The following is a 24,621-nucleotide window of genomic DNA, read 5'->3' as shown; positions in this document are numbered from 1 at the left end:
CGCGGGATGTGGCGGTGCGTCCCGACCGCCGACACCAGGATCGCCACCAGCATCACGGCCGCCGCGGCTATGGAATAGGCCTGATAGCCGTCACGGTTGAGCTGGCCGACCGGGTTCTCGGCGGAGGGCCGCAGGAAGACCTGCAGCGCCAGGATCGTCATGCCCACGCCGCCGAACCATCCGAAAAACTGCCGGAAGGCGAAGACGCGGGTGCGCTCGTGGTAGTCCTGGGTCAGCTCGGGCGCGAGGGCGGACGACGGGATCTCGTACATCGTGATGAAGCTGCGGATCACGATGGCCACCACGACCAGGTAGGCGAACAGCAGCGAGGGCGGCAAGTCCGGCGGGTTCCAGAGCAGTACGTAGGACAGGGCCACCGGTACGGCCGCGGCGTACATGAAGGGGTGCCGCCGGCCCCAGCGGGAGCGCCAGTTGTCCGACACCTGGCCCATGATCGGGTCGAGGACCGAGTCCACCGCCAGCGCAATCATGATCGCCGCGCCGACCGTCGCGGCCGGGAGCCCAATCACCTGGTTGTAGAAGATGAGCAGGAGCGACGAGAAGCCCTGGTCCTTCACGCCGAAGGCCACCGTGCCGAACCCGTAGAAGAGCTTGGTCGAGAGCCCGAGCTTCGGGGTTTCGGCCGCCGCTCCGACGTCTTCGGTCTGCGACGCAGTCATGGCTACTCCTCCGCGGCGCGTCGCGCTTGAGCCGACGCTATCCAATGCAGATAGCGTACAATGTAAACTTTAACGCATGTAAGGACTTTCGGGCCGCGAAGCCTTTGCGGCGAGCGAACGGGCGTTGCTTCACCCGACGTATCCCTGCGCCGCGAGCGCCCGTGCCGGGAGATTCGTGAGCCCGCGGAACAGATCGGGTATTCAGGACCGATGATCCGTATCGGCGTTGATTTCGGTGGGACCAAGATCGAGGCGGCGGCGCTCGACGCCGACGGCCGGTTCCAGGCGCGGGTCCGCGGCCCGACGCCGCCGGCCTATGAGGACCGGCTGGAGGCGACCCGCGAGATCGTGGCCGAGGCCGAGCGGCAGGCCGGCGTCGCGGTGCGCCGCGTGGGCGTGGGCGGACCCGGATCGCCGTCGCCGGCCACGGGCCTGATGCGCAACTCGAACTCCACGGTCCTCAACGGCCGCCCCTTCCCCGCCGACCTCCAGCGGGTGCTTGGCCGCGACGTCCGCTACGCCAACGACGCCAATTGCCTGGCGCTGTCCGAGGCGCGCGACGGGGCTGCGGCGGGCGAAGGCGTGGTCTTCGCGGTGATCGTCGGCACCGGCTGCGGCGGCGGGATCGCGGTCGACGGGCGGCTGCTGGAGGGACGCAACCTCGTCGCCGGGGAATGGGGCCACACGCCCCTGCCCTGGCCCCGGCCGGAGGAACTGCCCGGGCTCCCCTGCTGGTGTGGCCGGGTGAATTGTCTGGAGCTGTGGCTCAGCGGGACGGGGTTCGCGCGCGACGCCGGGCGTCGCGCGGAGGCCGTGGTCGCGAAGCCGGACGCTGCGGGCGCGGCCGCCCTGGACCGTTATGTCGACCGCCTGGGCCGCGCGCTGGCCGTCGTGGCCGACATCCTGGACCCGGATGTCATCGTTCTGGGCGGCGGCATGTCGAATCTGGACATGCTGTACGCGCGGCTGCCTGAGGCCATAGCCCCGAACGTCTTCTCCGACGTCTTCGAGACGCCGGTCCGCAAGGCGCTGCACGGCGACAGTTCCGGCGTGCGCGGCGCGGCCTGGCTGTGGCCGCCGGAGTGACGCCCGGCGGCCACGTCGGCGGTCACCAGAGCCGGGCCAGTTTGAGACGGGCGATCCGGAAGAGAGCGAAGCGCGCGTGGTAGGCCGCGGTCACCTCGGGCGTGTTCACGTCCTTGACCGCGCGGCGCACGGCGTCGCCGTAGCAGTCGTCCTGGAAGTAGACTCCGGACATCTGCCTCGACGCGCGACAGACCTGGACGGCGGCGTTGCGGATCCGGCCAAGCAGCAGATTGGCGTCGGCGGCGCTCCGCAAGTTCAGGTCCGCGTAGCTGATGACGACCCGCGGCGGCACAGGCTCCTGCCACGGCGAGGCGTGGGCCGTGGCCGGGCCGGCCGTGGCGAGAAGCGCGCAGGCGCTGAGAGTAGCGATGTTCATGTCGATCTTCCTGACGTTCAGGCCTCACAGCGAGGCGATGCGCCATTCCACCGCCGAGCCCCGATCGGTCGCCAGGACGCCCGCCCGACGTTCCTCCGATGAAGTTCCGATATTCTGCCGATGACCGCCTGACTCCGGCGGCCTGTACGACTTGCGCGCCGCGCCGGGCTGCGCCCATCATTCGGCCGCGAGCGGGGGCGATTGCGGTGACCGTCACTCAAGACGCAGGGAGGAACCCGCCCGTGGTCCTGGCCCGGGAGCAGCCGTTCAGGCTGGGCGGCGTCGAGGTCCGCCCCGCGACACGCGAACTGGTCGGTCCGGGCGGGCGCGAGGTCCTGGAGCCGCGGGTCATGCAAGTGCTGGTCGCCCTGGCGCGTGCGCCCGGCGAGATCCTGACCCGCGAAGACCTGACAGAGAGCTGCTGGGAGGGTCGGGTCGTCGGCGAGGACGCCCTGTCGCGCGTCATCTCCCGCCTGCGGCGCGCCTCCGAAGGCGTCGGCCGCGACGGCTGGACCCTGGAGACGGTCACCAAGGTCGGCTACCGCCTGCTGCCTGCGGGCCACGATCCGAGGGCGAGCCCGCTGGCTCCCGCCGTCGCGCCGCCCGCCCGGCGTCGGGTCCTCGCGGCGACCGGCGCGGCCGGCGTCTCCGTCTTGGGCGGGGCGGCCTGGTGGCTGTGGCGCCCGGGCCGGATCTCGCCAAAGGCCCGCGACCTCTACGAGAAGGGCCGCGAGGCGATGCGGCCCGGCCTGCGCGAAGGCACGGCCCAGGCCGTCGGCTTCCTGCGCGAGGCCGTGGCCGAGGAGCCGAACTTCGTCGACGCCTGGGGCGCTCTGGCGCTCGCCTACCAGGCCAGCCTGCGCTTCACCGCGCCGGCGAAACAGCCGGGAGTCCGATCCCAGGCCGAGGCGGCGGCGCGCCGAGCCCTCGACCTCGACCCGCGGGAACCGCAAGCCAGCGCGGCGCTTGCCCTGCTGGCGCCCATCTACCGCAATTGGGGGCCGGCGGAGCGGCTGTATCTGCGCGCCCTCGCCCTTCATGCCCGCGAGGGCGAGCTGGAGCTCGCCTACGCGCGCCTGCTGATCGGCGTGGGCCGGATGCGCGACGCCGTGACCCACGCGCAGGCGGCGGTGGTCGAGGACGAGTTCGCGGTGTGGCGCCAGTACATGCTGGCTCTGACGCTTTGGGGCGCCGGCCGGCTGGAGGAAGCCGACACCGTCGTCGCCAGGGCGCTGGCGCGCTGGCCGGGCCACTACGCACTCTGGTTCCAGCAGCTCAGCATGTTCATGTTCAGCGGTCGCGCAGACCGGGCGGCGGCCATGGGCGCCGATCCCGCCAATCGCCCGCTGAACATCCCCGCGGCCGACGTCGAGATCAGCCTGTCGGTCGCCCGGGCGTTGGCCAGCGGCGCGCCGGGCGACATCCGGTCCGCAGCCGACCTGAACCTCGAGCGGGCTCGCAAGGGCGTTGGCTATGCCGAGAACGCCATCACCGCCCTTTCCGTGTTCGGTCGCCTTGACGAGGCCTTCGCAGTCGCACGGGCGCTGTACTTCGGCGAGGGATTCGCCATCCCCGGACAGCGGTTCTCCGCGCCCGTCTACGCGGTGGAGGGCACACGCAACACGCACATCCTCTTCCTGCCGCCGACCCATGCGATGCGCGCCGATCCGCGCTTCCCCGGCCTGATGCGCGACCTGGGCCTCGCCGACTACTGGCGGACTTCGCGCCACCCCCCGGACGATCCGGCATGGGCCCGCGTCTGACGCCCTCACCGCGCCGGAACAAATCAGGTATGCAGGAGCCATGAGCCCCGTTGCGCGCATGACGGCCTTCTGCCGCGACTGCTTCTGGCAGGGCGAGGAAGGGGTGCGGCGCTGCCCCTCGTGCGCCTCGCCGCGGATCGTGGCTCATCCGGAACTTGGCCAGCTCTCCATCGCGCACATGGACTGCGACGCCTTCTACGCCAGCGTCGAAAAGCGCGACCGGCCCGAGTTGCGCGACGTGCCGGTCATCGTGGGCGGAGGCAAGCGCGGCGTGGTCACCACCTGCTGCTACATCGCCCGCATCAAGGGCGTGCGCTCGGCCATGCCGATGTTCAGGGCGCTGAAGGCGTGCCCCGAAGCGGTGATCATCAAGCCGGACTTCACCAAGTACCGTGCGGAGTCGAAGCGGATCCTGGGCATGGCGGCCGAACTGACGCCGCTCATCCAGAACCTCAGCCTGGACGAGGCATGGATGGACCTTTCGGGCACAGAGCGTCTGCATGGCGCGCCGCCGGCGATCACGCTCGCGAAGCTGCAGGCCCGAATCGAGGCCGAGACCGGCCTGACGGTCTCCATCGGCCTGGCCATGAACAAGTTCCTGGCCAAGGTGGCGTCGGACCTCGACAAGCCGCGCGGGTTCTCGGTCATTGGCCACGAGGCGCAGAGTTTTCTCGCCGGCAAGCCGGTGAAGATCCTGCCGGGGGTCGGGCCGGCCATGGTCGCCAGCCTGGAGAAAGCCGGCTACCGCACCGTGGGCGACCTGGCGCGCGTCGACATCAAGGTGCTGGCCGACCGCTGGGGCGCCTACGGCCTGCGCCTCCACAACCTCGCCCACGGCCGAGACGCCCGCGCGGTGAACCCCAACGAGGCGCGCAAGGGAATCAGCTGCGAGACCACGTTCAACGAGGACCTGCACCGCATCGCCGACCTGGAGGACAGGCTGGCCCCCCTGTGCGAGCGCGTCGCACGCCAGGCGCGCCAGGGCGCGGTGGCCGGCCGCGTCGTGACCCTGAAGCTCCGGACCACCGATTTCCGGATCGTGACCCGGCGGCGCACCCTGCCGGTGGCGACTCAGACGGCGCACACCCTGTTCAGGGTCGGCCGCGAGCTGCTCGCGAAGGAGGCGACCGGCCGGCCCTGGCGGCTGATCGGAATCGGCATCGCCGACCTGATCGACGCCGAGACCGCCTGCGACGACTTCTTCGCCGGCGACGAGCGCCGGGCGTTGTCCACCGAACGGTCGGTCGACGCCATCCGGGCCAGATTTGGCGCCGACGCCGTCACATCCGGCCGCATCCTCCGCGCTCGCTCGGCGGCCGACGACGATTGATCGTCGACGGGACCCAAGCCGATTCTCGCGCACACGAGCCGCCTGCGACCTTCGGGCGCAACCGCGGTGCGGATTTCGTAATCACTGTGGGCGCACGGTGGGCATCGTGAATTCAACCCTTCCAAAAGGCGTTATCTTCCATATCTAATCAGGTGGGCAGTCGGTGTTTGGCGGCCCACCCTTGGAGAACGGACAGATGAGCGAACGGAAGGAAGGTGGCGCTGACACCGGCGTTCGCTCGGCGGTGATCACGCAGACGAAGCCGAAGACGCAGAAGCCGTCGATGTACCGCGTTCTGTTGCTTAACGACGACTACACACCAATGGAATTCGTCGTCTATGTGCTCGAACAATTCTTCAATAAGTCGCGCGAAGACGCGACTCGCATAATGCTCCATGTCCATCAGCACGGCGTGGGCGTTTGCGGGGTCTACACATACGAAGTGGCGGAAACAAAAGTGGCCCAGGTCGTTGATACGGCGCGGCGGCACCAACACCCGCTGCAGTGCACCATGGAGAAGGACTAAGGCGCTTGCCTTCATTTTCTCGCCAACTCGAAGAATCCCTGCATCGCGCCGTGGCGTACGCCAACCAGCGCAAGCATGAATACGCCACCCTGGAGCACCTGCTCCTCAGCCTGATCGATGACGAGGACGCTGCCGGCGTGATGCGCGCCTGCGACGTGGAACTCGGCGCGCTCCGCACGACGCTCACGAACTACGTGGACAACGAGCTGCGTTCGCTGGTCGTCGACGACGGCGAGGACGCCAAGCCCACGGCCGGCTTCCAGCGCGTGATCCAGCGCGCGGTGATCCACGTCCAGTCCTCCGGCCGAGAGGAGGTCAGCGGCGCGAACGTGCTGGTCGCCATCTTCTCGGAACGCGAGAGCCACGCCGCCTACTTCCTGCAGGAGCAGGACATGACGCGGTACGACGCGGTGAACTACATCGCCCATGGCATCGCCAAGAAGGCCGGCGCTTCGGAACAGAAGCCGGTCAAGGGCGCCGAGGACGAGGACAAGCCGCAGGTGAAGACGGGCGGCGAGGCGCTCGAAGCCTACTGCATCAACCTCAATGAGAAGGCCAAGCAGGGCAAGGTCGACCCCCTGATCGGGCGCTTGCAGGAAGTGGAGCGCTGCATCCAGATCCTGTGCCGGCGGACCAAGAACAACCCCCTGCTCGTCGGCGATCCCGGCGTGGGCAAGACCGCCATCGCCGAAGGCTTGGCGCGCAAGATCGTGAACAAGCAGGTCCCCGAGGTCCTGGCAGGTTCGACCATCTTCTCGCTCGACATGGGCGCGTTGCTGGCCGGCACCCGCTACCGCGGCGACTTCGAAGAGCGCGTGAAGCAGGTGGTCAAGGAACTGGAGAACCACCCCGACGCGGTGCTCTTCATCGACGAGATCCACACCGTGATCGGCGCGGGCGCGACCAGCGGCGGGGCGATGGACGCCTCCAACCTGCTGAAGCCGGCCCTGGCGTCGGGCACGCTGCGCTGCATGGGCTCCACCACCTACAAGGAGTTCCGCCAGCACTTCGAGAAGGACCGGGCCCTCGTCCGGCGCTTCCAGAAGATCGACGTGAACGAGCCCACGATCGACGACACGATCAAGATCCTGAAGGGCCTGAAGGTCTACTACGAGGAGTTCCACAAGCTCCGCTACACCAACGACGCCATCAAGGCGGCGGTGGAGCTGTCGGCCAAGTATATCACCGACCGGAAGCTGCCCGACAAGGCGATCGACATCATCGACGAGGCGGGCGCCTCGCAGATGCTGCTGGCCGAGGGCAAGCGGAAGAAGACCATCGGGCTGAAGGAGGTCGAAGCCGTCGTGGCCAAGATCGCCCGCATCCCGCCGAAGTCGGTCTCCAAGTCCGACACCGAGGCGCTGAAGCAGCTCGAAGGCGACCTGAAGCGCGCGGTCTATGGCCAGGACAACGCCATCGACCAGCTCTCCTCGGCCATGAAGATGGCCCGGGCCGGGCTGCGCGACGCCAACAAGCCGATCGGCTGCTATCTCTTCTCGGGGCCCACGGGCACCGGCAAGACCGAGACGGCCCGCCAACTGGCGTCGACCCTGGGCATCGAGCTCCTGCGCTTCGACATGTCGGAGTACATGGAGCGCCACACCGTGAGCCGCCTCATCGGCGCCCCTCCCGGCTATGTGGGCTTCGACCAGGGCGGTCTGTTGACCGATGCGGTCGACCAGCATCCGCACGCTGTGGTGCTGCTGGACGAGATCGAGAAGGCGCACCCCGACGTCTTCAACATCCTGCTCCAGGTCATGGACCACGGGCAACTGACCGACTCGAACGGCAAGAAGATCGATTTCCGCAACGTGGTCCTGATCATGACCACCAATGCGGGCGCGTCCGATGCACAGAAGAACTCGATCGGCTTCGGCCGCGGCAAGGCGGACGACGAGGTGGAAGAAGCCCTGAAGCGCCTGTTCACCCCCGAGTTCCGCAACCGCCTGGACGCCATCGTCCAGTTCCGGCCGCTGACGCCCGAGATCATCCGCCAGGTGGTCCAGAAGTTCGTCATGCAGCTGGAAGCCCAGCTGGCGGACCGTCACGTCACCATCGAGACGGCCGACGACGCGGCGGACTGGCTCGCCAAGAACGGCTTCGACGAACTCTACGGCGCCCGGCCCCTGGCCCGGGTCATCCAGGAGAACATCAAAAAGCCGCTGGCCGACGAGATCCTGTTCGGACGGCTCACCAAGGGCGGCCACGTCAAGGTCATCCTCAAGGACGGCAAGCTGGCGTTCGAGATCGAGGGCGAGGAGCGCGAGCGCGGCGCGCCGATCGTCGAGAACCCGGCCGAGGAGGCCGAGGTCGTCGACTGACCTGCGGCTCGAGCCGAAGACCAGGGCCCCGGGCCACCGTCCGGGGCCTTTTCTTTGATCGTTAGAGCACCACCGGACGCCGTCTCAGGTCGCGGAGCCAGGATGCGGCGATCAGATGCCGGGACAGCCGCGCCGGGCGGCCATTGCGTGTCGGCCAGCGCGACCAGCCGGTGCGCACGTCGGGCGGCAACCGCATGTGCAGCCGACCGCCCGGCTCGTCCGAATGCATGGGCGTATAGTAGAGGCAGTCCTCGAAATAGTGGTGCAGCACCAGGCTGCGGCGTGTGGAGCCAGGGTCCTGGATCGGCGATCCCCCATGGGCGAGGTTGGCCGCCCAGACGAACGCCCAGCCTTTGGGGATCACCGCCCACTCCAGCGGCAGCTGCGCCGCTTCCATCGCCGCGTCGAAGCGCGGGACGTAGGAGCGCACATAGTCCTCGTAACCCGGCGCGGGCGTGTTCACGCCGACGCCCCGCATGGTCAGGACCGGCAGCTTGTGGCTGCCCTTGAGATAGGCCAGCGGCCCGGCTTCGCGGCGGACGTCCTCCAGCGCGATCCAGACCCCGCACATGAAGCGTTCGGGGAGGCTGTGGAAGTGGATGGTGTCCGAATGCAGGTGCTGCTGGCTGCCCTGCCGGAAGTTGAGCGTCTGGAATGGGAAAGGATCACGGCCGTAGGCGGCCCGCAGCAGCCGGCGAACCTCGGGCCAGGCGGCCAGCTTGCGGACCGCCGGCGAGCGGTACCAGGCATCCTGCACCCGGCTGACCCCATCCCCGAAGTAGCCTTCGGTCTCGGCGACGGCCTGGTCGCAGAGCAGGCGCGCCGCATCGCCGAGATCGATGGCCGCGGCGCCGTCCCGGGCGAAATCGCGGATGAAGGTCTCGGTCGCCGGATCGAACCGCGATCGGGACAGGTGGTCATCCAGCTGGTCGGACTCGAACCACGGCCTTGTCGGCTTCTTGCTGGCCCCGAACCGAGAGAACAGACTCACGCAAACGCTCCGACAACGGCCGCGTGCGAAGCTCCATCAACGTCATGACGGTTGCAAGTGCGCCGCGCACGTCGCCAGGTGGAAATATCTTCAGCTGACCTTCGCCGCGATCTGCTCGGCGAGCACCTTCAACTCGCCGGCGTCCGCCATCCCTTCGCCGTGCCGCCCGAGCGGGACGCCCTCCCAGCGCGGGATGATGTGGAAGTGGAGGTGGTAGACGGTCTGCCCGGCCGGCGCGCCGTTGAACTGCGTGATCACCAGCCCGTCCGGATTGAGCGCGGCGCGGACGGCCCGGGCCACGCGCTGGACGCCCAGCATTAGCGGCCCGACGATCTCCGGCTCGGCCTCCAGGAAATTCCGCGCCCGAGAGTGCTTCGGGATCACCAGGGTGTGGCCTTTGGCCTGCGGGAAGACGTCCATGAAGGCGTAGACGTGCTCGTCCTCGAACACCCGCGCCGACGGCATTTCGCCCCGCAGGATCTTGGCGAAGATGTTGCCCGCGTCGTAGGTCCCGTCGAGGCTCATGGTTCACTCCTGTGACTCGGGCGGCATAGTAGTCATCCCGCCCCCACTTGCCGAGCGGGCAGCAGGCCGGCCCCCGCCCCCTTTTCAGCCGTCGACGGTGGCAATTTGGGCGCCCGCGGCGGCGTTGTTCCCCGCAAGCCCAAGCTTCGCCGTACGGTCGCCGGACCGTCGTCGATCTGTGACCTGACCACCCTAGGAGCGCCTCCTGCTCAAGGAGTCTCCCCGATGTCGCACCGACGCCTGCTTCTCCTCACCACCTGCGCCGCCCTCGCCACGGCGGCCGGCGCCCGCGCCGACGATGCGGCCGACACGCAAGTCCAGGAACTGATCGTCACCGCTCAGAAGCGCGAGCAGAAGCTGCTGGACGTGCCGATCGCCGTCACCGCCTACGGCGGCGGCTTCCTCGACGAGATCGGCATCCAGGAGTTCGAGGAGTTGTCCCTCTTCGTCCCCGGCTTCGAGGTGCAGAACCAGTCGCCGAACAATCCGGGGTTCGTGATGCGCGGCATCACGTCGGACTCGGGCGAGGCCACCAACGAGCCCCGCGTCTCGGTGTTCCAGGACGGCGTCTCGATCTCGAAATCGCGCGGCTCCTACATCGAGCTGTTCGACCTCCAGCGCGTGGAGATCGCCAAGGGCCCGCAGTCGACGCTCTACGGCCGCGGCGCCCTGATCGGCGCCGTCAACATCGTGCAGAACAAGGCCGACGTCTCAGGCCGGTCGGGCTCGCTGCGGTTCGAGGCCGGCAACGACAGCTACCGCATGGCCGAGGCCGTGGCGAACCTGCCGGTGAACGAGACCTTTGCGGTGCGTCTCGCCGGGCGGGTGAAGTTCCGCGACGGCTATGTGGAGAACCTGCTGGGCGGCGACGATTTCAACTCGACCGATACGGACGCCCTGCGCACCGCCGTCCGCTGGAAGCCGAACGACCGCCTGACCGCGGACCTGGTGGTCAACTACCAGGAGGACAATCCCAGCGGCACGTCCTTCAAGTCGCTCACCTATGCGCCCGCCGACCCGACGACGGGCGCGATCCTGGGCGACCTGGGCCGCAACTCCGGCGCGGCGCTCACCAGCGCCGCGGGCTTCGAGGGCGGGCAACCTCTGGGCCTGGAGCGCACCGTCTGGGGCGCCACCGCCCTGGTCGAGTACCGGTTCAACGAGACGTTCAGCCTGTCCTCGATCTCGGCCTACCGCGAGTTCGACGGCACCGAGGTGTTCGACCCCGACGGCTTCGGCCTGCCGATGCTGGTCTTCGCCGAGGACGCCCAGGGCGAGCAGACCAGCCAAGAACTGCGGCTGAACTACACCTCCGGCGAACGCCTCACCGGCTTCGTCGGGGTCAGCTACTTTCACGAGGAGGGCAGCCAGCGTGTGCCGCTGCTGATCAACGAGAAGATCTTCGCCCTGGTGTCCGGCCGCCTGCTGCCGCGCCCCAACGGCCTGCCGCTGGCGACGATCAACGCCCTGGCGCCCGCGGCGCTCAAGTCGGCTCACCAGGAGACCTTCACCAACTTCGGCGAGACGGATTCCTACGACGTCTATGGCGATGTGAGCTTCAAGCTGTTGGACAATGTCGAGCTGGCCGCCGGCATCCGCTATACCTATGACGACAAGCGCAGCGGCTACAGCGCCACCCTCGACAACGGCGGCTCGGTGGCCGGCGGCAGCACCGCCACCGTCGCCCGCGGCCTGATCGTCCAGCCCACCCTGGGCGGGCGGCCCGAGTATCGCTCGCTCGACGATTCCGGCGTCACCTACCGCCTGGTCGCCCGCTGGGCGGTGGCCGACAATATCAGCCTCTACGCCTCCCACGCCCGCGGTCGCCGGCCCAAGGTGCTGTCCGTCGGCTCGCCGACGGCGCCGGGCGGCCCGGTCCGCTTCACGGAACTGCCCGCCGAGGTAGTGGATTCCTTCGAGGCGGGCGCCAAGGCCAACCTCCTGGGCAACACCCTGTCGCTGGAAGGGGCGCTCTACGCCTACGACTACCAGAACTTCCAGACCTCGATGCGCAACGACGCGGGCCAGATCGTCTCCATCAACGCCGGCGAGGCCTCGGCAAAGGGCTTCGAGGCCCAGCTCAACTACCGGCCGACGGCCCAGGCCTCGGTATTCGCCACCTACGCCTACAACCACGCCCGCTTCGGCAATGGCCTGTTCGAGGACAACCGCTTCCGTCTGTCGCCCGACCACTCGTTCTCGGTGGGCGCCAAGCTGTCGATGGCGGTGCTGGAAGGCGCCCTCACCTTCACGCCCACCTACACTTGGCAGTCGCGGGTGTTCTTCGATTCCAACAACGACCAGCCCCGCTTCCAGGCCCAGGACGCCATCATCGACGAAACCCAGGGCGCCTACGGCCTGATGAACCTGCGCCTGGCCTATGTCCCCACCGAGGGCCCCTGGAAGATCGAGGCCTTCGTCATCAACGCCCTCGACAAGAAGTACATCAAGGACGCAGGCAATACGGGCGACGCCTTCGGGATCGCCACCTTCATCGCCGGCGAGCCGCGCTACTACGGTTTCGGGGTGTCGTACCGCTTCTGACGAAATGGGCGCGGGCTTGCCGGATCGGCCGCCCGCGTCCAGCCTGTCGGCGACAGGAGGCACCCATGGGTGCGAGCGGAACGAAGGCCGGCGCCAAGCCGCAGGGCCTGACCGAGCGGCAGGAGAAGTGGTTCGCCTCGGTGCAGGCCACCATGGCGCGCGACACCGGCAAGACGCTGGAAGAGTGGGTGGCGATCGCCAGGACCTGCCCCCACGACAGGCCGAAGGCCCGCGCCAACTGGCTTCGCGAGCATCACGGCCTGGGGATCAACCGCGCCTCCCACGTGCTGTCCGTGGCCTTCCCGTCGGAAGATCGCTGGGATGATCCTGGCCCGTTGCGCGCCAAGCTGTGGAGCGATCCGGCGTCCGAGGCGATCCTCGTGGCGCTGGAGGCGGCGGTGGCGAAACTGCCCGACGTGACCATCGGCCAGCGCAAGGCGTTCACCGCCTTCTCGCGCAAGGTGCAGATGGCGGCGGCGCGTCCCGTGAAAGGCGGCCACGCCATGGTGGGCTTCGCCGTCACGCCCGACGCCGACCCGCGCCTGTCGCCGCGCGGCAAGAGCGAAAGCTGGGGCGACCGGCTGAAGGGCCAGATGCTGCTGACTTCGCCCGCCGACGTCGACGGCTCGGTAGAGGCCCTGCTGAAGAAGGCCTGGGAGCGCAGCTAGGGCCGGCTATTCCCCCGCCTTGAACGGCGAGAACTCCTCCTCCAGCCACTCCATCTCCTGCTCCACCCCGGCCCGCTCCTGCTCCAGAAAACGCTCGACCGGGCCGCGGAGCGCCGGGTCGGCGATGTAGTGGGCGCTGTAGACAGGCTTGGGCAGGTATCCGCGGGCGATCTTGTGCTGGCCTTGGGCGCCGGCTTCCACCCGGGGCAGGCCCTGCTCGATGGCCCACTCGATCGCCTGGTAGTAGCAGAGCTCGAAATGGAGGAACGGGACCTCCTCCACGCAGCCCCAGTGGCGGCCGTAGAGGCAGTCGCCGCCGATCAGGTTCAGGGCTCCGGCGACCCAGCACCCATCCTTGCGCGCCATGACCAGCAGAACCCGGTCGGCCATCCGCTCGCCCAGCAGCGAGAAGAAGGCGCGCGTCAGGTACGGCCGGCCCCACTTGCGCGAGCCGGTGTCCATGTAGAAGCGGAAGAAGGCGTCCCAGTGATCCTCGGTGAGGTCGGCGCCCGTGAGGCGAAGGATCTCCAGGCCGGCCTGGGCGTCGCGCCGCTCCCGGCGGATGGTCTTGCGGCGGCCGGACGACAGGGCGCCCAGGAAGTCGTCGAAGTCGCGATAGCCGCGGTTCTCCCAGTGGTACTGCTGGCCCTCGCGTCGCCCCAGCCCCTGTGCGCCTATCCAGCGCCACTCGGCCTCGGTCAGGAAATTCAGGTTCAGGCCGGAGGCGCCGTAGCGCTCGCAAAGGGTCAGTCCGCCGCCGAGCAGCAGTCGCCAGGCCTCCTCCTGGTCCACGTCCGGCCGGGCCAGAAGGCGCGCGCCGGTGGCGGGCACGAAGGGGGCGGCCGACAGCAGCTTGGGATAGTAGCGCCCCCCTGCCCGCTCATAGGCGTCGGCCCAGGCGTGGTCGAAGATGTACTCACCCTGGCTGTGGCTCTTCAGGTAGAGCGGCATCACCGCCGCCACCCTGCCGTCCGCGTCGTCGATGGCGAGATGCTGCGGCCCCCATCCGGTCCGCTCGACCGCGCAGTTGGCCTCTTCCAGGGCGTGCAGAAAGTCGAACCGGATGAAGGGGTTCTGGTCGTAGGCGGGATTGTCCGCGCAGGCGTCCCAGGCCTCGCGGCCGATCTCGGAGATACGGCGGCAAACCTTCACCGCCGGCGTGAGCCTCACGCAGCGAACCCTTCGAAGATCAGATTGTCGCAACCGTCCTTGACCGCGTCCCACTGCGCCGGGTCGCGCACCGTCCAGGCCACCACAGGCATGCCCCGCGCCCGCAAGGCCGCGGCCTTGGGGTTCGGCAGCATGTCGAGGCCCAGCGCCAGGAAGTGCGGCCGCGCGATCTGCACATGCTCCAGCGCGGCGAACGCGCGGCGCTGGTCCTCGGCCATGTGGGGCGCCTTGTCGTAGGAATAGCTGTCGAGGCCCCGCAGTACGCCGGGATAGCGGTCGGCGAACCAGGCATGGGAATAGGGATTGAAGCCGATGACGCAGAGCGGGCCGTTGTGGTCGGCGATCACCTCATGGACCCGCTGCTCCAGCGGGCCGACCTCGCCGTAGGGCGTCTTCAATTCAATGTGAACCATCGCCCGGTGGCCGACGACGGCCAGGGTCTCGAGCAGGGTGGGGATCTTCTCATCGCTGCCGGCCAGGCGCAGCTCGGCCAGCTCTGCTGCGCTGCGGTCACGAACGCGGCCCTCCGCGCCCGTCATCCGGGCCAGCTTATCGTCGTGGAACACCATGGCCTCGCCGTCGGCCGACAGCTGGACGTCCAGCTCGATCCCGTAGCCGGCCGCGCAGGCCGCCTGGAACGCGCCCAGCGAATTCTCCGGCGCGCCATCGGCGCTCCACAGCCCGCGGTGCGCAATCGGCGGGTGGAAGAGGAGGTCCCAGGCCTGGCCGAAGCCCCCCTTTTCCGCGGCGGCGTTCACCGGACCTGCACCACGGCGTCGACCTCGACGGCGAAGTTCATCGGCAGGCGATAGACCCCCACCGCGGAGCGGGCGTGTCGCCCGGCGTCGGCCAGCGCCTCGACCATGAGGTCCGAGCAGCCGTTCACCACCTTGGGGATGTCGAAGAAGGTCGGGCCGGCCTGGACGAAGCCGCCGAGCTTGATCAAGCGCACCACCCGATCGAGGTCGCCCTCGCAGGCGGCTTTCATCTGGGCCAGCAGGTTGACGCCGCAGATGCGCGCGGCGCGTACGGCGGTCTCGAAGTCCACGTCCTCACCGACGATCCCGCGGACGCCGCCGGCGGCGTCGACCGAGACCTGGCCGGAGACATGGACCAGCTCGCCGACCCTTACGAAGGGGACGTAGTTGGCGACGGGTGCGTTGGGCGTGGGGAGTTGGATCCCGAGGCCGGCGAGGCGTTCTTCGACTTGCGACATGGCGCCACGTCTAGCGCGCGGCTGGTCAAAGAAAAAGGGCCGGCCCTCGGGGACCGACCCCAACGCTGACTGGTAAGAAAACGCACTCCGAACGAGGGAGGACGGAGCGGGGTACGCCTACTCAGGGACAGGAAAGCCCGGGCCTCGCGGCCCGGGCTTTCGCACTTCCGTACTCGTGGAAGCTTAGCGGACGGCCTGGAACTTCTCGACGACCGCGGTCACGCGCTCGTTGAGGGGCTTCATCGATTCCTTGACCGACGAGGAGACGGTCTCGGACATCGCGCCGAACTGGGCCATGTAGGTTTCCAGAGCGGACTTGGCGAAGGCGGTCTGCAGTTCGACCACTTCCTGCACGCTCTTGGCGCCGGCGAGCGACTTGGCGGCGCTCACCTGGGTGTCGAAGACGGCCTTGGAGAAGGCCATGGCCTGGGCGCCCAGGGCTTCCGCGCCCTTGGCCGAAGCCGTCGCCGAGGCGACCATGGCTTCCAGGTTCTTCTTGGAATGGGTGTTCATCTCGTTCAGCGCGGCGAGGCTCTTCTCGACGCCTTCCTTGAAGGCGACGTTGGAGGCGGCGGTGAACTGCTCGACGGTGGACTTCGCGGCTTCGGCGGCGGCCATGGGGCGGCTCCTCAGGAAATTGAGACGGGGACGGCGCTTAGGGCGCAGAACGCCCTCTGGATCACGCCCTCCTTGTCTCATGTTGCACTGCAGCAGTCAAACGCTTTTTGTGCACTGCACAATGACGCTTCCATGAAGCTTCACCGCCCGTTCATCAGGCGCCGCGACAATTGCGCCCGTTCAATCCTTGTTTACTCTCCTGCAAGGGTGCGGGACGCATGATACGAACTTCCCGCGCGGCGCAGTGGCCGCGTCAACGCTTTGATTCGACGGACGAAGCATGATCCAGCACGCTCGCCGCCTGTTGCTTACCCTCGGTCTGGCTGCGGCCACGGCCCTCGGCGGGGCGTCCTCGCCTGCCATGGCGCAGGTCCCGTACTTCCAGCTCATCCCGCAGAACTCGTCGAAATACGCGGCCATCGTCGTGGACGCGAAGACGGGCGAGGTGCTGTACGCTAAACGCGCGGATGCGCCGCGGTATCCCGCCTCGATCACCAAGGTGATGACGCTGTATCTCGCGTTCGAGGCGCTGGCGTCGGGCAAGATCCAGTTGGACGACCCGGTCGTGTTCTCGCCCCGAGCCTCCGCGCAGGCGCCGACGAAGCTGGGCATCCGCGCCGGCGACTCGATCACGGTCGAGCAGGCGATGCAGGGCATGGTCACGCGCTCGGCCAACGACGCGGCGGTGGCTCTGGCGGAAAAGCTGGGCGGCACCGAACAGCGCTTCGCCACACTCATGACCCTGCGGGCTCAAGAGCTCGGCATGAGCAACACCAACTTCGCCAACCCGCATGGCCTGCCCGACAGCCGCAACCTGTCCACGGCCCGGGATCTGGCGATCCTGTCGCGCGCGGTGATGCGCGACTATCCGCAATACTACCGCCTGTTCTCGACCAAGAACTTCGCGTTCCGCGGCCAGAACATCCGCAACCACAACGGCCTGCTCTACACGATGGACGGAGTGGACGGGCTGAAGACCGGCTTCACCAACGCCTCGGGCTTCAACCTCGCCGTCTCGGCCGTGCGCGACAATCGCCGCCTCATCGCCATTGTCCTCGGCGGCCCCACCGTGGCGACCCGCAACAAGGTCGCCGAAGGCCTGCTGCTGACCGGCTTCGACGTGCTGGACCGCCGCGCCCGCGGCGAGCAGATCACCGTCGCCCAGAATTTCTTCGAGCCGCCGCAACTGGCGGAGGCCACCCAGCCTTCCATGCAGCAGGGCGATACCGAGGCCGGCCTTAAGGTCGCCCTCGCCTCCTCCACGCCGCCGTCGCGGGCCTCGAAGATCCAGATCGTCGAGCCCAGGGACGTCCCCAAGCTGAACGGCAAGGGCAAGAAGGACGCCGCCGGGCGCTGGACCGTCCAGGTCGGCACCTTCTCCACCCGCGCCGATGCGCGCGAGCAGATCGCGCTGGTCGAGAAGCGGTTCGGAAAGCAATTCGACGACGCCCGCGGCGTCGCCGAGAAGGACGGCGGCAAGTACCGCGCCCGGTTCTCCGGCATGTCCGAGGGCGATGCGCGCAACGCCTGCAAGGCGCTCAAAGCGAAGAAGCAGCCCTGCCTCGTCATGCCGCCCGGCCGCGGCTGAAGCGCCCAGGCTCAATCCTGCAAAGGCCCCGGCCCCGCCGGGGCCTTTTCCTTACCCGCGGCCCAACAGCCGGTCGCGCGCGACGTTGAGCTGGGCGGCCAGCCCCGCCGTGCCGCCTTTGTCAGGGTGAACCGCGCGCATCAGGCGGGTGTAGGCGGCCTGGATCTCCTCGCGGCTCGCTTCGGCGCCCACGCCCAGGATCCGGCGGGCCTCGGCCTCGCTCATGCGCATGGCAGGCGGCGGCGCGGCGATCGGCGCAGTCTTCCGCGCAGACGCCGCCAGCCAGAGCCCCACTACGACGAGCACGATGGTCGCGCCCCACGACCCGCGCACGCCGACGAAGACGGCGCCGGTGAACGCCGCCAGCGCCAGGGCCGCGGTCAGGACACGCCATTCGCGGCGTTTCAGGAGGGGGGCCTTGCCCCCGGTGAGCCAGAGGTAGCCAACGAGCAGCGCGCCGCCGAGGGCGATGTAGAGCATCGGCTACTCAGCCGCGATCCGCTCGCCTTCGTCCAGCCCGTTGAAGCCGAGCGCGACCATCACGGCCCGAAGCTCCTGGCGCGCGGCGACGTGCTGCAGGCTCATGGCGACCGGTCGGATGGCGGGCGAAAGGTCGGCGACGGTCAGCCCGAAGGGGAACAGCTCGCGATAGATCACCCGGTCGCGCAGGCCCGGCCCCACGCGGAAGCCCACCTTCTTGGCCAGGGACGAAACCCGTTCGTCCAGGCGCCGGCGATTGCGGGCCTCGGTAGGCGCCAGTCGGTTGCGCAGCACGACCCAGTCGATCTGCTTGCGCTCGCGCGTCGCCCGCTCCTTGCGGCAGGCCCAGACCGTCTCCGCATAGAGGCTGTGGCGCTTCAGTTCGAGGGTCACCGGATCCACGACGCCCAGCATGTCGAAGTCGACGAAGCTGTCGTTCATCGGGGTGACGATCAGGTCCGCCTTCACGTGCGCGGCGCGCATGATCGCGGTGTCCGCGCCGGGCGTGTCGATAAGGACGAAATCAGCCTCGTGCGCCACCTGGGCGAAGGCCTCCTCGAAGCGCGCCAGCTGCTCGGCGTCGGACGCCTTGGCCAGGGCGTCGCCCGCCGAGCTGATCGGGTGCTGGAGGGGCATCGGCGCCTCGGCGCCGTTGGCCGCGAGCCAGGCCGCGCGATTGGCGAAGAAGTGCCCCAGCGTCTGCTGACGCAGGTCGAGGTCGAGCACGGCGACCTTGGCGCCGCCGTGCAGCAGGGCGGTGACGATGTGGATGGCGAGCGTGGACTTGCCGGCCCCGCCCTTCTCGTTGCCGACCACGATGACGCTGGCCTGGCCCATGACCTTCAGCTCCCCCAGACGGCCGAGCAGGCCGACTCATTAACGAATAGCAGGTGAGCGCGACCCGCGCCGCAGCGTCAACGTGCGTATGGTCGCGCGGCTGTGGATGGACTTGCCCGCCGCCCCGCACCATAAGCCGCGCCGATGCCAGAACTCCCGATCGTCCGAACCGTCGCCGATCTCCGCGCCCGGGTCGCCGCCTGGCGCCAGGCGGGCCTGCGCGTCGGATTCGTGCCCACGATGGGCGCCTTGCACGAGGGGCATCTGTCTCTCGTCCGACTTGCGCGGACCCGCGCCGACCGCGTGGTGGCCAGCGTCTTCGTCAATCCGACCCAGTTCGGGCCGAACGAGGACTTCGACGCCTATCCGCGCGACGAGGCCCGGGACGCCGGCCTTCTGGAGACCGCGGGCTGCCATCTGCTGTACGCGCCGTCGGTCGCGGAGATGTACCCGCCCGGCGCTTCGACGACCGTCACGGTGGCCGGCGTTTCGGAACCCCTGGACGGCCAGGCCCGGCCGGGACATTTCGCCGGCGTGGCCACGGTGGTCACCAAACTCCTGAACCAGTGCGCCCCGGACGTGGCGGTGTTCGGCGAGAAGGATTTCCAGCAGCTCACCGTGATCCGCCGGCTGGTGCGCGACCTGGACCTGCCCGTGGAGATCGTCGGCGGGCCGACCGTCCGGGCGGACGACGGCCTGGCCCTGTCATCGCGCAACGCCTACCTGAGCGAGGCCGAAAGGCCGGTGGCGGCGCGCCTGAACGCCGTGCTGCGCGAGGCGCTCTCCAAGGTGCGCGCCGGCGAGGCGGTCGCCGCCGCGGAAGAGGCTGCGGTCGCCGCCCTGCTGGCCGCAGGTTTCGGTAAGGTCGATTACGTAGAGGCGCGCGTTCCGGAAACCCTGGAGCGCCTGGGCCCAGGCCCTGCCTCAGGGCCCGTCCGCGTGCTGGGGGCCGCGCACCTGGGCCGCACCCGCCTGATCGACAACCTCGGGGACTGACCGCCCTACCAGGCGCCGATCTCACGGAGCTGGCGGGCCAGTTCGTCCGGCGCCTCTCCGAACCCTTCGGCATCGAGGTCCGGGGGCGCATCGCGGGCTTCCAGGTAGCGCCAGCCCTGGAAGGCGCGCCGCGGCGTGGGCGCCACGCGCACGATCTGCTCGTCCAGGGTTATCTCGCAACGGGCGGTGACGCCCTCGCCCACAGTGTTCACGCCCAGGATCCGCTGGCGGCAGAGGATCACGCCCTTGAACACACGGTAGATCGAGCCTCCGTCGATCATCTCGGCGCCGCGCTTGGGCGTCATGCGAGTGCGCAGGATCCAGGGCTCGCCCGGCCCGGCGTGGGCGGCGCGCCATTCCAGCAGGTCCTCGATGGTGGCGGCGCCCACCACCAGCTTGATCATGTGCAGAGCCATCGGGGTTGGATTAGGCCCCGGCTCGACGGTTGGGAAGTGCGGCTACTCCGCCCAGAGAGCCTTGCGCCGCTCGAGGAACGCGCGGACGCCCTCCTGGCCCTCGTCGCCAACGCGGGCGGCGGCGATGCGGTGCGCGGTCAGCTCCATGAGGTCGCGGTCGATGACCCGGCCCGCCACGTCGTCGACGAGCCGTTTGGAGGCCTCGACCGCGCCCGGCGCGCAGGCGACCATCCCCGCCGCGACCGCATGGGCCGCCGCACGCAGAGCCGTCACGTCGGCGACGGTCTGCGTCACCAATCCGATCTTCTCGGCATAGGCGGCGTCGAACACCTGGGCCGTGGCGAAGAGGGCTCGCGCGGCTCGGGGCCCGACGGCTTCGACGACGTAGGGGCTGATGGTCGCGGGAACCAGCCCGAGCTTCACCTCGGAAAAGCTGAACCTGGCGTCCGCCGTCGCGACAGCCATGTCGCAGGCGGCCGCGAGGCCGGCGCCGCCGCCGAAGGCCGCGCCCTCGACCAGGGCCACCGTCAGGGCCGGCAGGTCCCGGAGCTTCTTGAGCATCTTGGCCAGTTCCATGGCGTCGGCCCGGTTGTCGGCCTCCGTCCGGTCGATGGCGGCCCGCATCCAGTCCAGGTCGGCGCCCGCCGAGAACGTCCCGCCTGCCCCGCGCACGAAGACCACGCGGACGCCCTCGGCGCCGGCCAAGGTGTCGAACGCTTCGGACAGGGCGGAGATCAGGCCCTCCTCGAACGCGTTCTTCTTCGCGGGACGGTTCATCGTCACCGTGACGGCGCCCGATTGGGTGGCCGAGATGTGCACCAGCTCCGTCGTGGCGCTAACGTCCGGAAACTCCACCAGCGGGTGAGCGATCTCATTGGTCATGCGGCAGACTCCTTCGGGCGCGAGGCGCAGCCATAGCCCTGGCGGTTCGGGGGCGCTACCCTTCGCGCGTCGTGGGTCCCCTACCCGAAATACCGGTCGATTCGGCCCTCGCGCGGCTGTTCCGCCAGCCGCGGGCGCGGAGCGAGACCATATGGTTCTCGCTGCCGGGGGGATCGAAGCTGTTCGGCCAGGGCGATCCTTCGGACCAGCTCTACGTCGTGCGCACGGGGCGGCTCGGCGCGTTCCGGCGTGAGGAAGGGCAGGAGTCCCAGTTCCTGGGGATCATCCGCCCCGGCGAGCCCGCGGGCGAGATGGCGTTGATCGCCGGCATCCCGCACTCCGCCGACGTCTACGCCCTGCGCGACTCCGAGATCTTCGCGGTACCCAAGGACGCGTTCTTCGAGGCGTGCGACGCCGATGGCGCGGTGATGACCGAGCTGGCGCGGCTGATGATCCTGCGCAGCCGGCAGACGGCGCGGCGCGGCCCGGTGGGCGAGCCCTCGGTGTTCGGGTTCGTGCCCGCCGGCCGCCCCGGTCCGCTGCGACCGATCGTGGAGCGCCTGGAACGGGAGATCGCGGCCCTGGGCTATGCCGTGACCACCGTCGGCTCGGAGGCCGCCAGCGCGCCCACGGAATGGTTCTCCGAGGTCGAGCGGGTCCACGATTTCGTCCTCTATGTCGCCGAACGCGACGAAACGGCCTGGGCGCCCTTCGTGCCGCGGCAGGTCGACCGGTTGTTCCGGGTGGGCCGGGGGGACCGGACGGCCGAAGCCCATGACCGCCTGCCAAGCGCGGCGACCCTGCACGAGCAGGGTCTTGTCGACCTGATCCTGATGCAGCCGGCCGACGCGGTCCGTCCGCACGGGTCCGAGGCCTGGCTGGACGCCACTGGCGCCACGCGAATCTTCCACCTGCGGCGGGGCGCCGCGCCGGACTTCCAGCGCATGGCGCGCGTGCTGACGGGCCAGTCGGTGGGACTGGTCCTCTCGGGCGGCGGCGCGCGCGCCTACGCCCATGTCGGCGCGATCAAGGCGCTGCGCGAGCGGAAGGTGCCCATCGACTTCGTCGGCGGCTCCTCCATGGGCGCCATCGTCGGGGCGGGCGTCGCGATGGGGTGGGGCGAGGCCGAGATGGACGCCCGCCTGCACGAGGCGTTCGTAGACACCAGTCCGCTGGACGACATCGCCCTGCCCCTGCTCGCCATGACCCACGGGCTGAAGGTGAGCGACCGGCTTGCCCAGCATTTCGGCGACACCCAGATCGCCGACCTCTGGCTGCCGTTCTTCTGCCTGTCGTCGAACCTGACGACGGGCGCCTATCAGCTCCACCGGCGCGGGATGTTGCGCCACGCGCTGCGGGCCTCCATCGCCCTGCCCGGCGTCATGCCACCCGCTACCGATGGCCCCAACGTGCTGGTGGACGGGGCGGTGATGAAGAACTTCCCGGCCGACATCATGCGCGCGGCGCACCTTGGCCCCATCGTGGGGGTGGACGTGACGACGGCCCGCAGCATCACCGCCAAGGACGTCGCCCGCCCGTCGTCGGTGTGGCGCTGGATCCGCTCCGGCCAGTGGCGGCTGGGCCCGCCCATCGTGTCGCTGCTGATGCGGACCGCGACGGTCTCCACCGGCCGGGACCTGGCCGCCGCGCGCGAGGCCACCGACGTCCTCATCCAGCCCGACGTGTCCGGCATCGAAATCCGCGACTGGCGCGCCTACGACGAGGCCGTGGAGGCCGGCTACCGCGCGACCCTCGCCGCCCTCGACAAGGCGTCCCGGCCGGTGCCTCACCTTCGCCGCCGACAATCCCTGCGCGAACAGGCGGCGGCCGGCGCCGTGATGACGCCTTTCATGGCCTCGACCACCGCTGCGGCGGAATGAACCGTTGGCAGACTCGAAAAACGCCCCCCATATTCGGGCGTCTGTCCAACTTCAGAAAGGAGGTGATCCAGTGTCTCATAGTTTCATCCGCGGTGCGGAGCTCACGACCTGGACCTCCGTGAACGGGGTCCGCGCCTAGCCTAGGCAAGGTCGCGCAACCGCTAAGCGGTCCGACTATGGAAAGGCCGTCCCAGCGATGGGGCGGCCTTTCGCTTTTCCCGCCGATCGGCTATCCAGCGCGGGCAGGAGTTGTCCCGGCCATGAGCCCGACCACGCCCATCACCGCACCGACGCCTGCCGGCCGCCCGGCCAGCGGCGGCGTTCGCGCGCCTGCGATGATCAAAATGTCGATGATTATCACCCGCCACGCGGGGCGCCGGCGCACGTCCTAGAGGCGACGCCACGATCTTCAGAAGATCGACCGCCCCGCGCCCCAGGCCGCGGGGCTTTTTCGTATGCGGCCGTCCCCCAACCCGAAAAGGACACCGCCATGACCTTCCGCCCGATCGCCATCGCCAAGCCCATGATCCGCACCAGCGACCGCTCCAGCTGGAGGCGCGTCCATGTCGCTGGCTGAACCCGCCCCGGAGGCGCTGCAGGTCTTCGTATTCGCCACGCCCCATCCCCACGCCGCCCTGGCCGCCATCGACGACGCCTTGGGCCGCACGACGGGCGAACTCGCGGCCCTGCGCCTGAAGCCCGTGGGGCGGATCGTCGAGGCCACCTTGACCCTGCGCGGTCTCAGCGCTTCGGCCGCGCAGTCCCTCGCCGATCGCCTTGCCGGTCATGTGGGGGTGCAATCCCTGCGCCTCGAGCACCTGCGGGGCCGCTCGTGAGCGGGGAGAAACGAGAGCCGCCAGAGCGTCGCTGGGTCTTCGTTCTGGAGATGGCGGCCGGCGGGGACCTGCTCCTGCGCGCGCTGTCGCCGTTCCCGGTGCAGGGGGCCGCCGTCACGCGCCTGGATCTCAGGACCGAGGGCCAACTGGCCCGCCTGGAGATCGAGACCGACGGCCTGCCGTCCCACCGCGCCGAACACCTGCACGCGCGGCTCCAGGCCCTGGCCGGGGTGCGCTCGGTGGCCTGTGGCTGGAGATAGGAGGTGGCCCCGATCCGCCTGCATGCGGCCAACGGCATTACCTCGGAGGTCATGGACCCGCGTACAGCGCCGGGTAAGTTCGCTCCCATGATCAGCCACCACAAACCCGTCGGCGAGCATCTGCGCGACTGGCGCACCCGACGGCGGATGAGCCAACTCGACCTGGCGCTCGAGGCAGAGATCTCCACGCGCCACCTGAGCTTCCTGGAAACCGGGCGGGCCCAGCCCAGCCGCGAGATGCTCCTGCACCTGTCGGACCAGCTGGAGATTCCGCTGCGGGAGCGCAACGTGATCCTCGTGGCGGCCGGCTTTGCACCGGTTTTTCCGGAGCGTAGCCTGGAGGCGCCGGAGCTCGCCGCCGCTCGACGCGCCGTGGACGTCATCCTGAAGGCGCACGAACCCTACCCCGCCCTTGTCGTCGATCTGCGATGGAACCTCGTCGCCGCCAACAGCGCGGTCGCGCCGCTCCTGGAAGGCGTCGACCCTGACCTGCTGGGCCCCCGCCCGAACGTCATGCGCCTGTCGCTGCACCCGAAGGGTCTGGCCCCAAGGATCGCGAACCTCGGCGAATGGCACCATCACGCGCTCGAACGGCTAAGGCGGCAGGCGGAACTCACCGCCGATCCGGGGCT

The 24,621-nt window shown here is 69.3% G+C and carries 25 protein-coding genes; 13 read left to right on the top strand and 12 right to left on the bottom strand.

What is annotated here, in order from left to right:
• On the bottom strand, positions 1 to 680 hold a 680-nt coding region (locus AX721_RS18875), incomplete at its 3' end, for an MFS transporter (RefSeq protein ID WP_197422643.1).
• A gap of 210 nt (positions 681 to 890) precedes the next feature.
• On the opposite strand from AX721_RS18875, the gene AX721_RS18870 reads away from it, so the two are divergent.
• Entirely contained in the window at positions 891 to 1,766 is an 876-nt protein-coding gene (locus AX721_RS18870; RefSeq protein WP_068877526.1) for an ROK family protein, read from the top strand.
• A gap of 22 nt (positions 1,767 to 1,788) precedes the next feature.
• Here AX721_RS18870 and AX721_RS18865 read toward each other — a convergent pair whose 3' ends face one another.
• Positions 1,789 to 2,142: a UrcA family protein gene (locus AX721_RS18865; RefSeq protein ID WP_068877525.1), complete on the bottom strand. Its 354-nt coding sequence runs from the start codon at positions 2,140 to 2,142 to the stop codon at positions 1,789 to 1,791.
• 242 nt (positions 2,143 to 2,384) lie between these two features.
• On the opposite strand from AX721_RS18865, the gene AX721_RS18860 reads away from it, so the two are divergent.
• From AX721_RS18860 to clpA, 4 genes are all read left to right on the top strand, one after another.
• Positions 2,385 to 3,905 (top strand): winged helix-turn-helix domain-containing protein, encoded by a 1,521-nt coding sequence (locus AX721_RS18860; RefSeq protein ID WP_068877524.1) that lies wholly within the window; start codon positions 2,385 to 2,387, stop codon positions 3,903 to 3,905.
• A 58-nt stretch (positions 3,906 to 3,963) separates the two neighbouring features.
• Positions 3,964 to 5,235 carry a DNA polymerase IV gene (locus AX721_RS18855; protein WP_068877523.1) on the top strand — a complete coding sequence of 424 codons (1,272 nt, stop codon included), beginning with the start codon at positions 3,964 to 3,966 and terminating at the stop codon, positions 5,233 to 5,235.
• 196 nt (positions 5,236 to 5,431) lie between these two features.
• Positions 5,432 to 5,761 carry an ATP-dependent Clp protease adapter ClpS gene (gene clpS / locus AX721_RS18850; RefSeq protein ID WP_068877522.1) on the top strand — a complete coding sequence of 110 codons (330 nt, stop codon included), beginning with the start codon at positions 5,432 to 5,434 and terminating at the stop codon, positions 5,759 to 5,761.
• A gap of 5 nt (positions 5,762 to 5,766) precedes the next feature.
• Positions 5,767 to 8,082, top strand: a complete 2,316-nt coding sequence (gene clpA, locus AX721_RS18845) for an ATP-dependent Clp protease ATP-binding subunit ClpA (RefSeq protein ID WP_068877521.1) — start codon at positions 5,767 to 5,769, stop codon at positions 8,080 to 8,082.
• 61 nt (positions 8,083 to 8,143) lie between these two features.
• On the opposite strand, the gene AX721_RS18840 is transcribed toward clpA, so the two are convergent.
• Together AX721_RS18840 and AX721_RS18835 are read right to left on the bottom strand one after the other, a co-directional pair.
• On the bottom strand, positions 8,144 to 9,073 hold the full coding sequence (locus tag AX721_RS18840; protein WP_068877520.1) for a phytanoyl-CoA dioxygenase family protein: 930 nt from the start codon (positions 9,071 to 9,073) through the stop codon (positions 8,144 to 8,146).
• Between the two features lie 90 nt (positions 9,074 to 9,163).
• Positions 9,164 to 9,598 (bottom strand): HIT family protein, encoded by a 435-nt coding sequence (locus tag AX721_RS18835; protein WP_068877519.1) that lies wholly within the window; start codon positions 9,596 to 9,598, stop codon positions 9,164 to 9,166.
• Between the two features lie 225 nt (positions 9,599 to 9,823).
• Here AX721_RS18835 and AX721_RS18830 point away from each other — a divergent pair, with 225 nt between their 5' ends.
• Positions 9,824 to 12,142 (top strand): TonB-dependent receptor, encoded by a 2,319-nt coding sequence (locus tag AX721_RS18830; RefSeq protein ID WP_068877518.1) that lies wholly within the window; start codon positions 9,824 to 9,826, stop codon positions 12,140 to 12,142.
• Between the two features lie 65 nt (positions 12,143 to 12,207).
• Complete coding sequence (locus tag AX721_RS18825) at positions 12,208 to 12,810, top strand: DUF4287 domain-containing protein (RefSeq protein WP_068877517.1); 603 nt, start codon at positions 12,208 to 12,210, stop codon at positions 12,808 to 12,810.
• A 6-nt stretch (positions 12,811 to 12,816) separates the two neighbouring features.
• Here the strand turns inward: AX721_RS18825 and AX721_RS18820 are convergent, their stop codons facing one another.
• The 4 genes from AX721_RS18820 to AX721_RS18805 all read right to left on the bottom strand — a co-directional run bounded on the left by AX721_RS18820 (position 12,817) and on the right by AX721_RS18805 (position 15,814).
• Entirely contained in the window at positions 12,817 to 13,980 is a 1,164-nt protein-coding gene (locus AX721_RS18820; RefSeq protein ID WP_068877516.1) for a GNAT family N-acetyltransferase, read from the bottom strand.
• Positions 13,977 to 14,738 carry a glycerophosphodiester phosphodiesterase gene (locus AX721_RS18815; RefSeq protein ID WP_068877515.1) on the bottom strand — a complete coding sequence of 254 codons (762 nt, stop codon included), beginning with the start codon at positions 14,736 to 14,738 and terminating at the stop codon, positions 13,977 to 13,979. Before AX721_RS18815 ends, AX721_RS18820 begins: the two co-directional genes overlap by 4 nt.
• Positions 14,735 to 15,196 (bottom strand): RidA family protein, encoded by a 462-nt coding sequence (locus AX721_RS18810; RefSeq protein ID WP_068877514.1) that lies wholly within the window; start codon positions 15,194 to 15,196, stop codon positions 14,735 to 14,737. Before AX721_RS18810 ends, AX721_RS18815 begins: the two co-directional genes overlap by 4 nt.
• Before the next feature lie 183 nt (positions 15,197 to 15,379).
• Positions 15,380 to 15,814: a phasin family protein gene (locus AX721_RS18805; protein WP_068877513.1), complete on the bottom strand. Its 435-nt coding sequence runs from the start codon at positions 15,812 to 15,814 to the stop codon at positions 15,380 to 15,382.
• Between the two features lie 280 nt (positions 15,815 to 16,094).
• Here AX721_RS18805 and AX721_RS18800 point away from each other — a divergent pair, with 280 nt between their 5' ends.
• Positions 16,095 to 17,402 carry a D-alanyl-D-alanine carboxypeptidase gene (locus tag AX721_RS18800; protein WP_068877512.1) on the top strand — a complete coding sequence of 436 codons (1,308 nt, stop codon included), beginning with the start codon at positions 16,095 to 16,097 and terminating at the stop codon, positions 17,400 to 17,402.
• Positions 17,403 to 17,453: 51 nt separating this feature from the next.
• Here AX721_RS18800 and AX721_RS18795 read toward each other — a convergent pair whose 3' ends face one another.
• Positions 17,454 to 17,882, bottom strand: a complete 429-nt coding sequence (locus AX721_RS18795; protein WP_068877511.1) for a DnaJ domain-containing protein — start codon at positions 17,880 to 17,882, stop codon at positions 17,454 to 17,456.
• A gap of 3 nt (positions 17,883 to 17,885) precedes the next feature.
• Entirely contained in the window at positions 17,886 to 18,719 is an 834-nt protein-coding gene (locus AX721_RS18790) for a division plane positioning ATPase MipZ (RefSeq protein WP_068877510.1), read from the bottom strand.
• Between the two features lie 144 nt (positions 18,720 to 18,863).
• Between AX721_RS18790 and panC the strand changes: the two genes are divergently transcribed.
• A complete protein-coding gene (panC, locus tag AX721_RS18785; protein ID WP_068877509.1) occupies positions 18,864 to 19,715 on the top strand; it encodes a pantoate--beta-alanine ligase in 852 nt (283 codons plus the stop codon).
• Between the two features lie 5 nt (positions 19,716 to 19,720).
• Here panC and AX721_RS18780 read toward each other — a convergent pair whose 3' ends face one another.
• The gene (locus tag AX721_RS18780) at positions 19,721 to 20,131 is read right to left on the bottom strand and encodes a DUF1489 family protein (RefSeq protein ID WP_068877508.1); all 411 of its coding nucleotides are present in this window, start codon (positions 20,129 to 20,131) and stop codon (positions 19,721 to 19,723) included.
• Between the two features lie 42 nt (positions 20,132 to 20,173).
• Positions 20,174 to 21,013 (bottom strand): enoyl-CoA hydratase-related protein, encoded by an 840-nt coding sequence (locus AX721_RS18775; RefSeq protein ID WP_068877507.1) that lies wholly within the window; start codon positions 21,011 to 21,013, stop codon positions 20,174 to 20,176.
• A gap of 71 nt (positions 21,014 to 21,084) precedes the next feature.
• Between AX721_RS18775 and AX721_RS18770 the strand changes: the two genes are divergently transcribed.
• The 4 genes from AX721_RS18770 to AX721_RS18755 form a co-directional block, all read left to right on the top strand.
• Positions 21,085 to 22,893, top strand: coding sequence for a patatin-like phospholipase family protein (locus tag AX721_RS18770; protein ID WP_156467255.1), 1,809 nt, complete (start codon positions 21,085 to 21,087; stop codon positions 22,891 to 22,893).
• Positions 22,894 to 23,456: 563 nt separating this feature from the next.
• Positions 23,457 to 23,729: a hypothetical protein gene (locus tag AX721_RS18765; RefSeq protein ID WP_068877505.1), complete on the top strand. Its 273-nt coding sequence runs from the start codon at positions 23,457 to 23,459 to the stop codon at positions 23,727 to 23,729.
• Positions 23,726 to 23,989: a hypothetical protein gene (locus AX721_RS18760; protein ID WP_156467254.1), complete on the top strand. Its 264-nt coding sequence runs from the start codon at positions 23,726 to 23,728 to the stop codon at positions 23,987 to 23,989. Before AX721_RS18765 ends, AX721_RS18760 begins: the two co-directional genes overlap by 4 nt.
• Before the next feature lie 3 nt (positions 23,990 to 23,992).
• A partial coding sequence (locus AX721_RS18755; protein ID WP_231754741.1) for a helix-turn-helix domain-containing protein occupies positions 23,993 to 24,621 on the top strand: 629 nt, incomplete at its 3' end.

Source organism: Phenylobacterium sp. CCH9-H3 (genome assembly GCF_001557235.1).
In the GTDB taxonomy this organism is placed as follows: Bacteria; Pseudomonadota; Alphaproteobacteria; order Caulobacterales; family Caulobacteraceae; genus Phenylobacterium.
This window is presented reverse-complemented; position numbering and strand designations above follow the sequence as displayed.

Excerpts from the sequence above, each read along its gene's own strand:
- AX721_RS18830 (WP_068877518.1), top strand. The coding sequence starts at position 9,824 with ATGTCGCACCGACGCCTGCTTCTCCTCACCACCTGCGCCGCCCTCGCC.
- panC (WP_068877509.1), top strand. The coding sequence starts at position 18,864 with ATGCCAGAACTCCCGATCGTCCGAACCGTCGCCGATCTCCGCGCCCGG.
- AX721_RS18775 (WP_068877507.1), bottom strand. The coding sequence starts at position 21,013 with ATGACCAATGAGATCGCTCACCCGCTGGTGGAGTTTCCGGACGTTAGC.
- AX721_RS18790 (WP_068877510.1), bottom strand. The coding sequence starts at position 18,719 with ATGGGCCAGGCCAGCGTCATCGTGGTCGGCAACGAGAAGGGCGGGGCC.
- AX721_RS18795 (WP_068877511.1), bottom strand. The coding sequence starts at position 17,882 with ATGCTCTACATCGCCCTCGGCGGCGCGCTGCTCGTTGGCTACCTCTGG.
- AX721_RS18780 (WP_068877508.1), bottom strand. The coding sequence starts at position 20,131 with ATGGCTCTGCACATGATCAAGCTGGTGGTGGGCGCCGCCACCATCGAG.
- AX721_RS18835 (WP_068877519.1), bottom strand. The coding sequence starts at position 9,598 with ATGAGCCTCGACGGGACCTACGACGCGGGCAACATCTTCGCCAAGATC.
- AX721_RS18800 (WP_068877512.1), top strand. The coding sequence starts at position 16,095 with ATGATCCAGCACGCTCGCCGCCTGTTGCTTACCCTCGGTCTGGCTGCG.
- AX721_RS18825 (WP_068877517.1), top strand. The coding sequence starts at position 12,208 with ATGGGTGCGAGCGGAACGAAGGCCGGCGCCAAGCCGCAGGGCCTGACC.
- AX721_RS18865 (WP_068877525.1), bottom strand. The coding sequence starts at position 2,142 with ATGAACATCGCTACTCTCAGCGCCTGCGCGCTTCTCGCCACGGCCGGC.
- AX721_RS18870 (WP_068877526.1), top strand. The coding sequence starts at position 891 with ATGATCCGTATCGGCGTTGATTTCGGTGGGACCAAGATCGAGGCGGCG.
- clpS (WP_068877522.1), top strand. The coding sequence starts at position 5,432 with ATGAGCGAACGGAAGGAAGGTGGCGCTGACACCGGCGTTCGCTCGGCG.
- AX721_RS18765 (WP_068877505.1), top strand. The coding sequence starts at position 23,457 with ATGTCGCTGGCTGAACCCGCCCCGGAGGCGCTGCAGGTCTTCGTATTC.
- AX721_RS18810 (WP_068877514.1), bottom strand. The coding sequence starts at position 15,196 with ATGTCGCAAGTCGAAGAACGCCTCGCCGGCCTCGGGATCCAACTCCCC.
- AX721_RS18855 (WP_068877523.1), top strand. The coding sequence starts at position 3,964 with ATGACGGCCTTCTGCCGCGACTGCTTCTGGCAGGGCGAGGAAGGGGTG.
- AX721_RS18805 (WP_068877513.1), bottom strand. The coding sequence starts at position 15,814 with ATGGCCGCCGCCGAAGCCGCGAAGTCCACCGTCGAGCAGTTCACCGCC.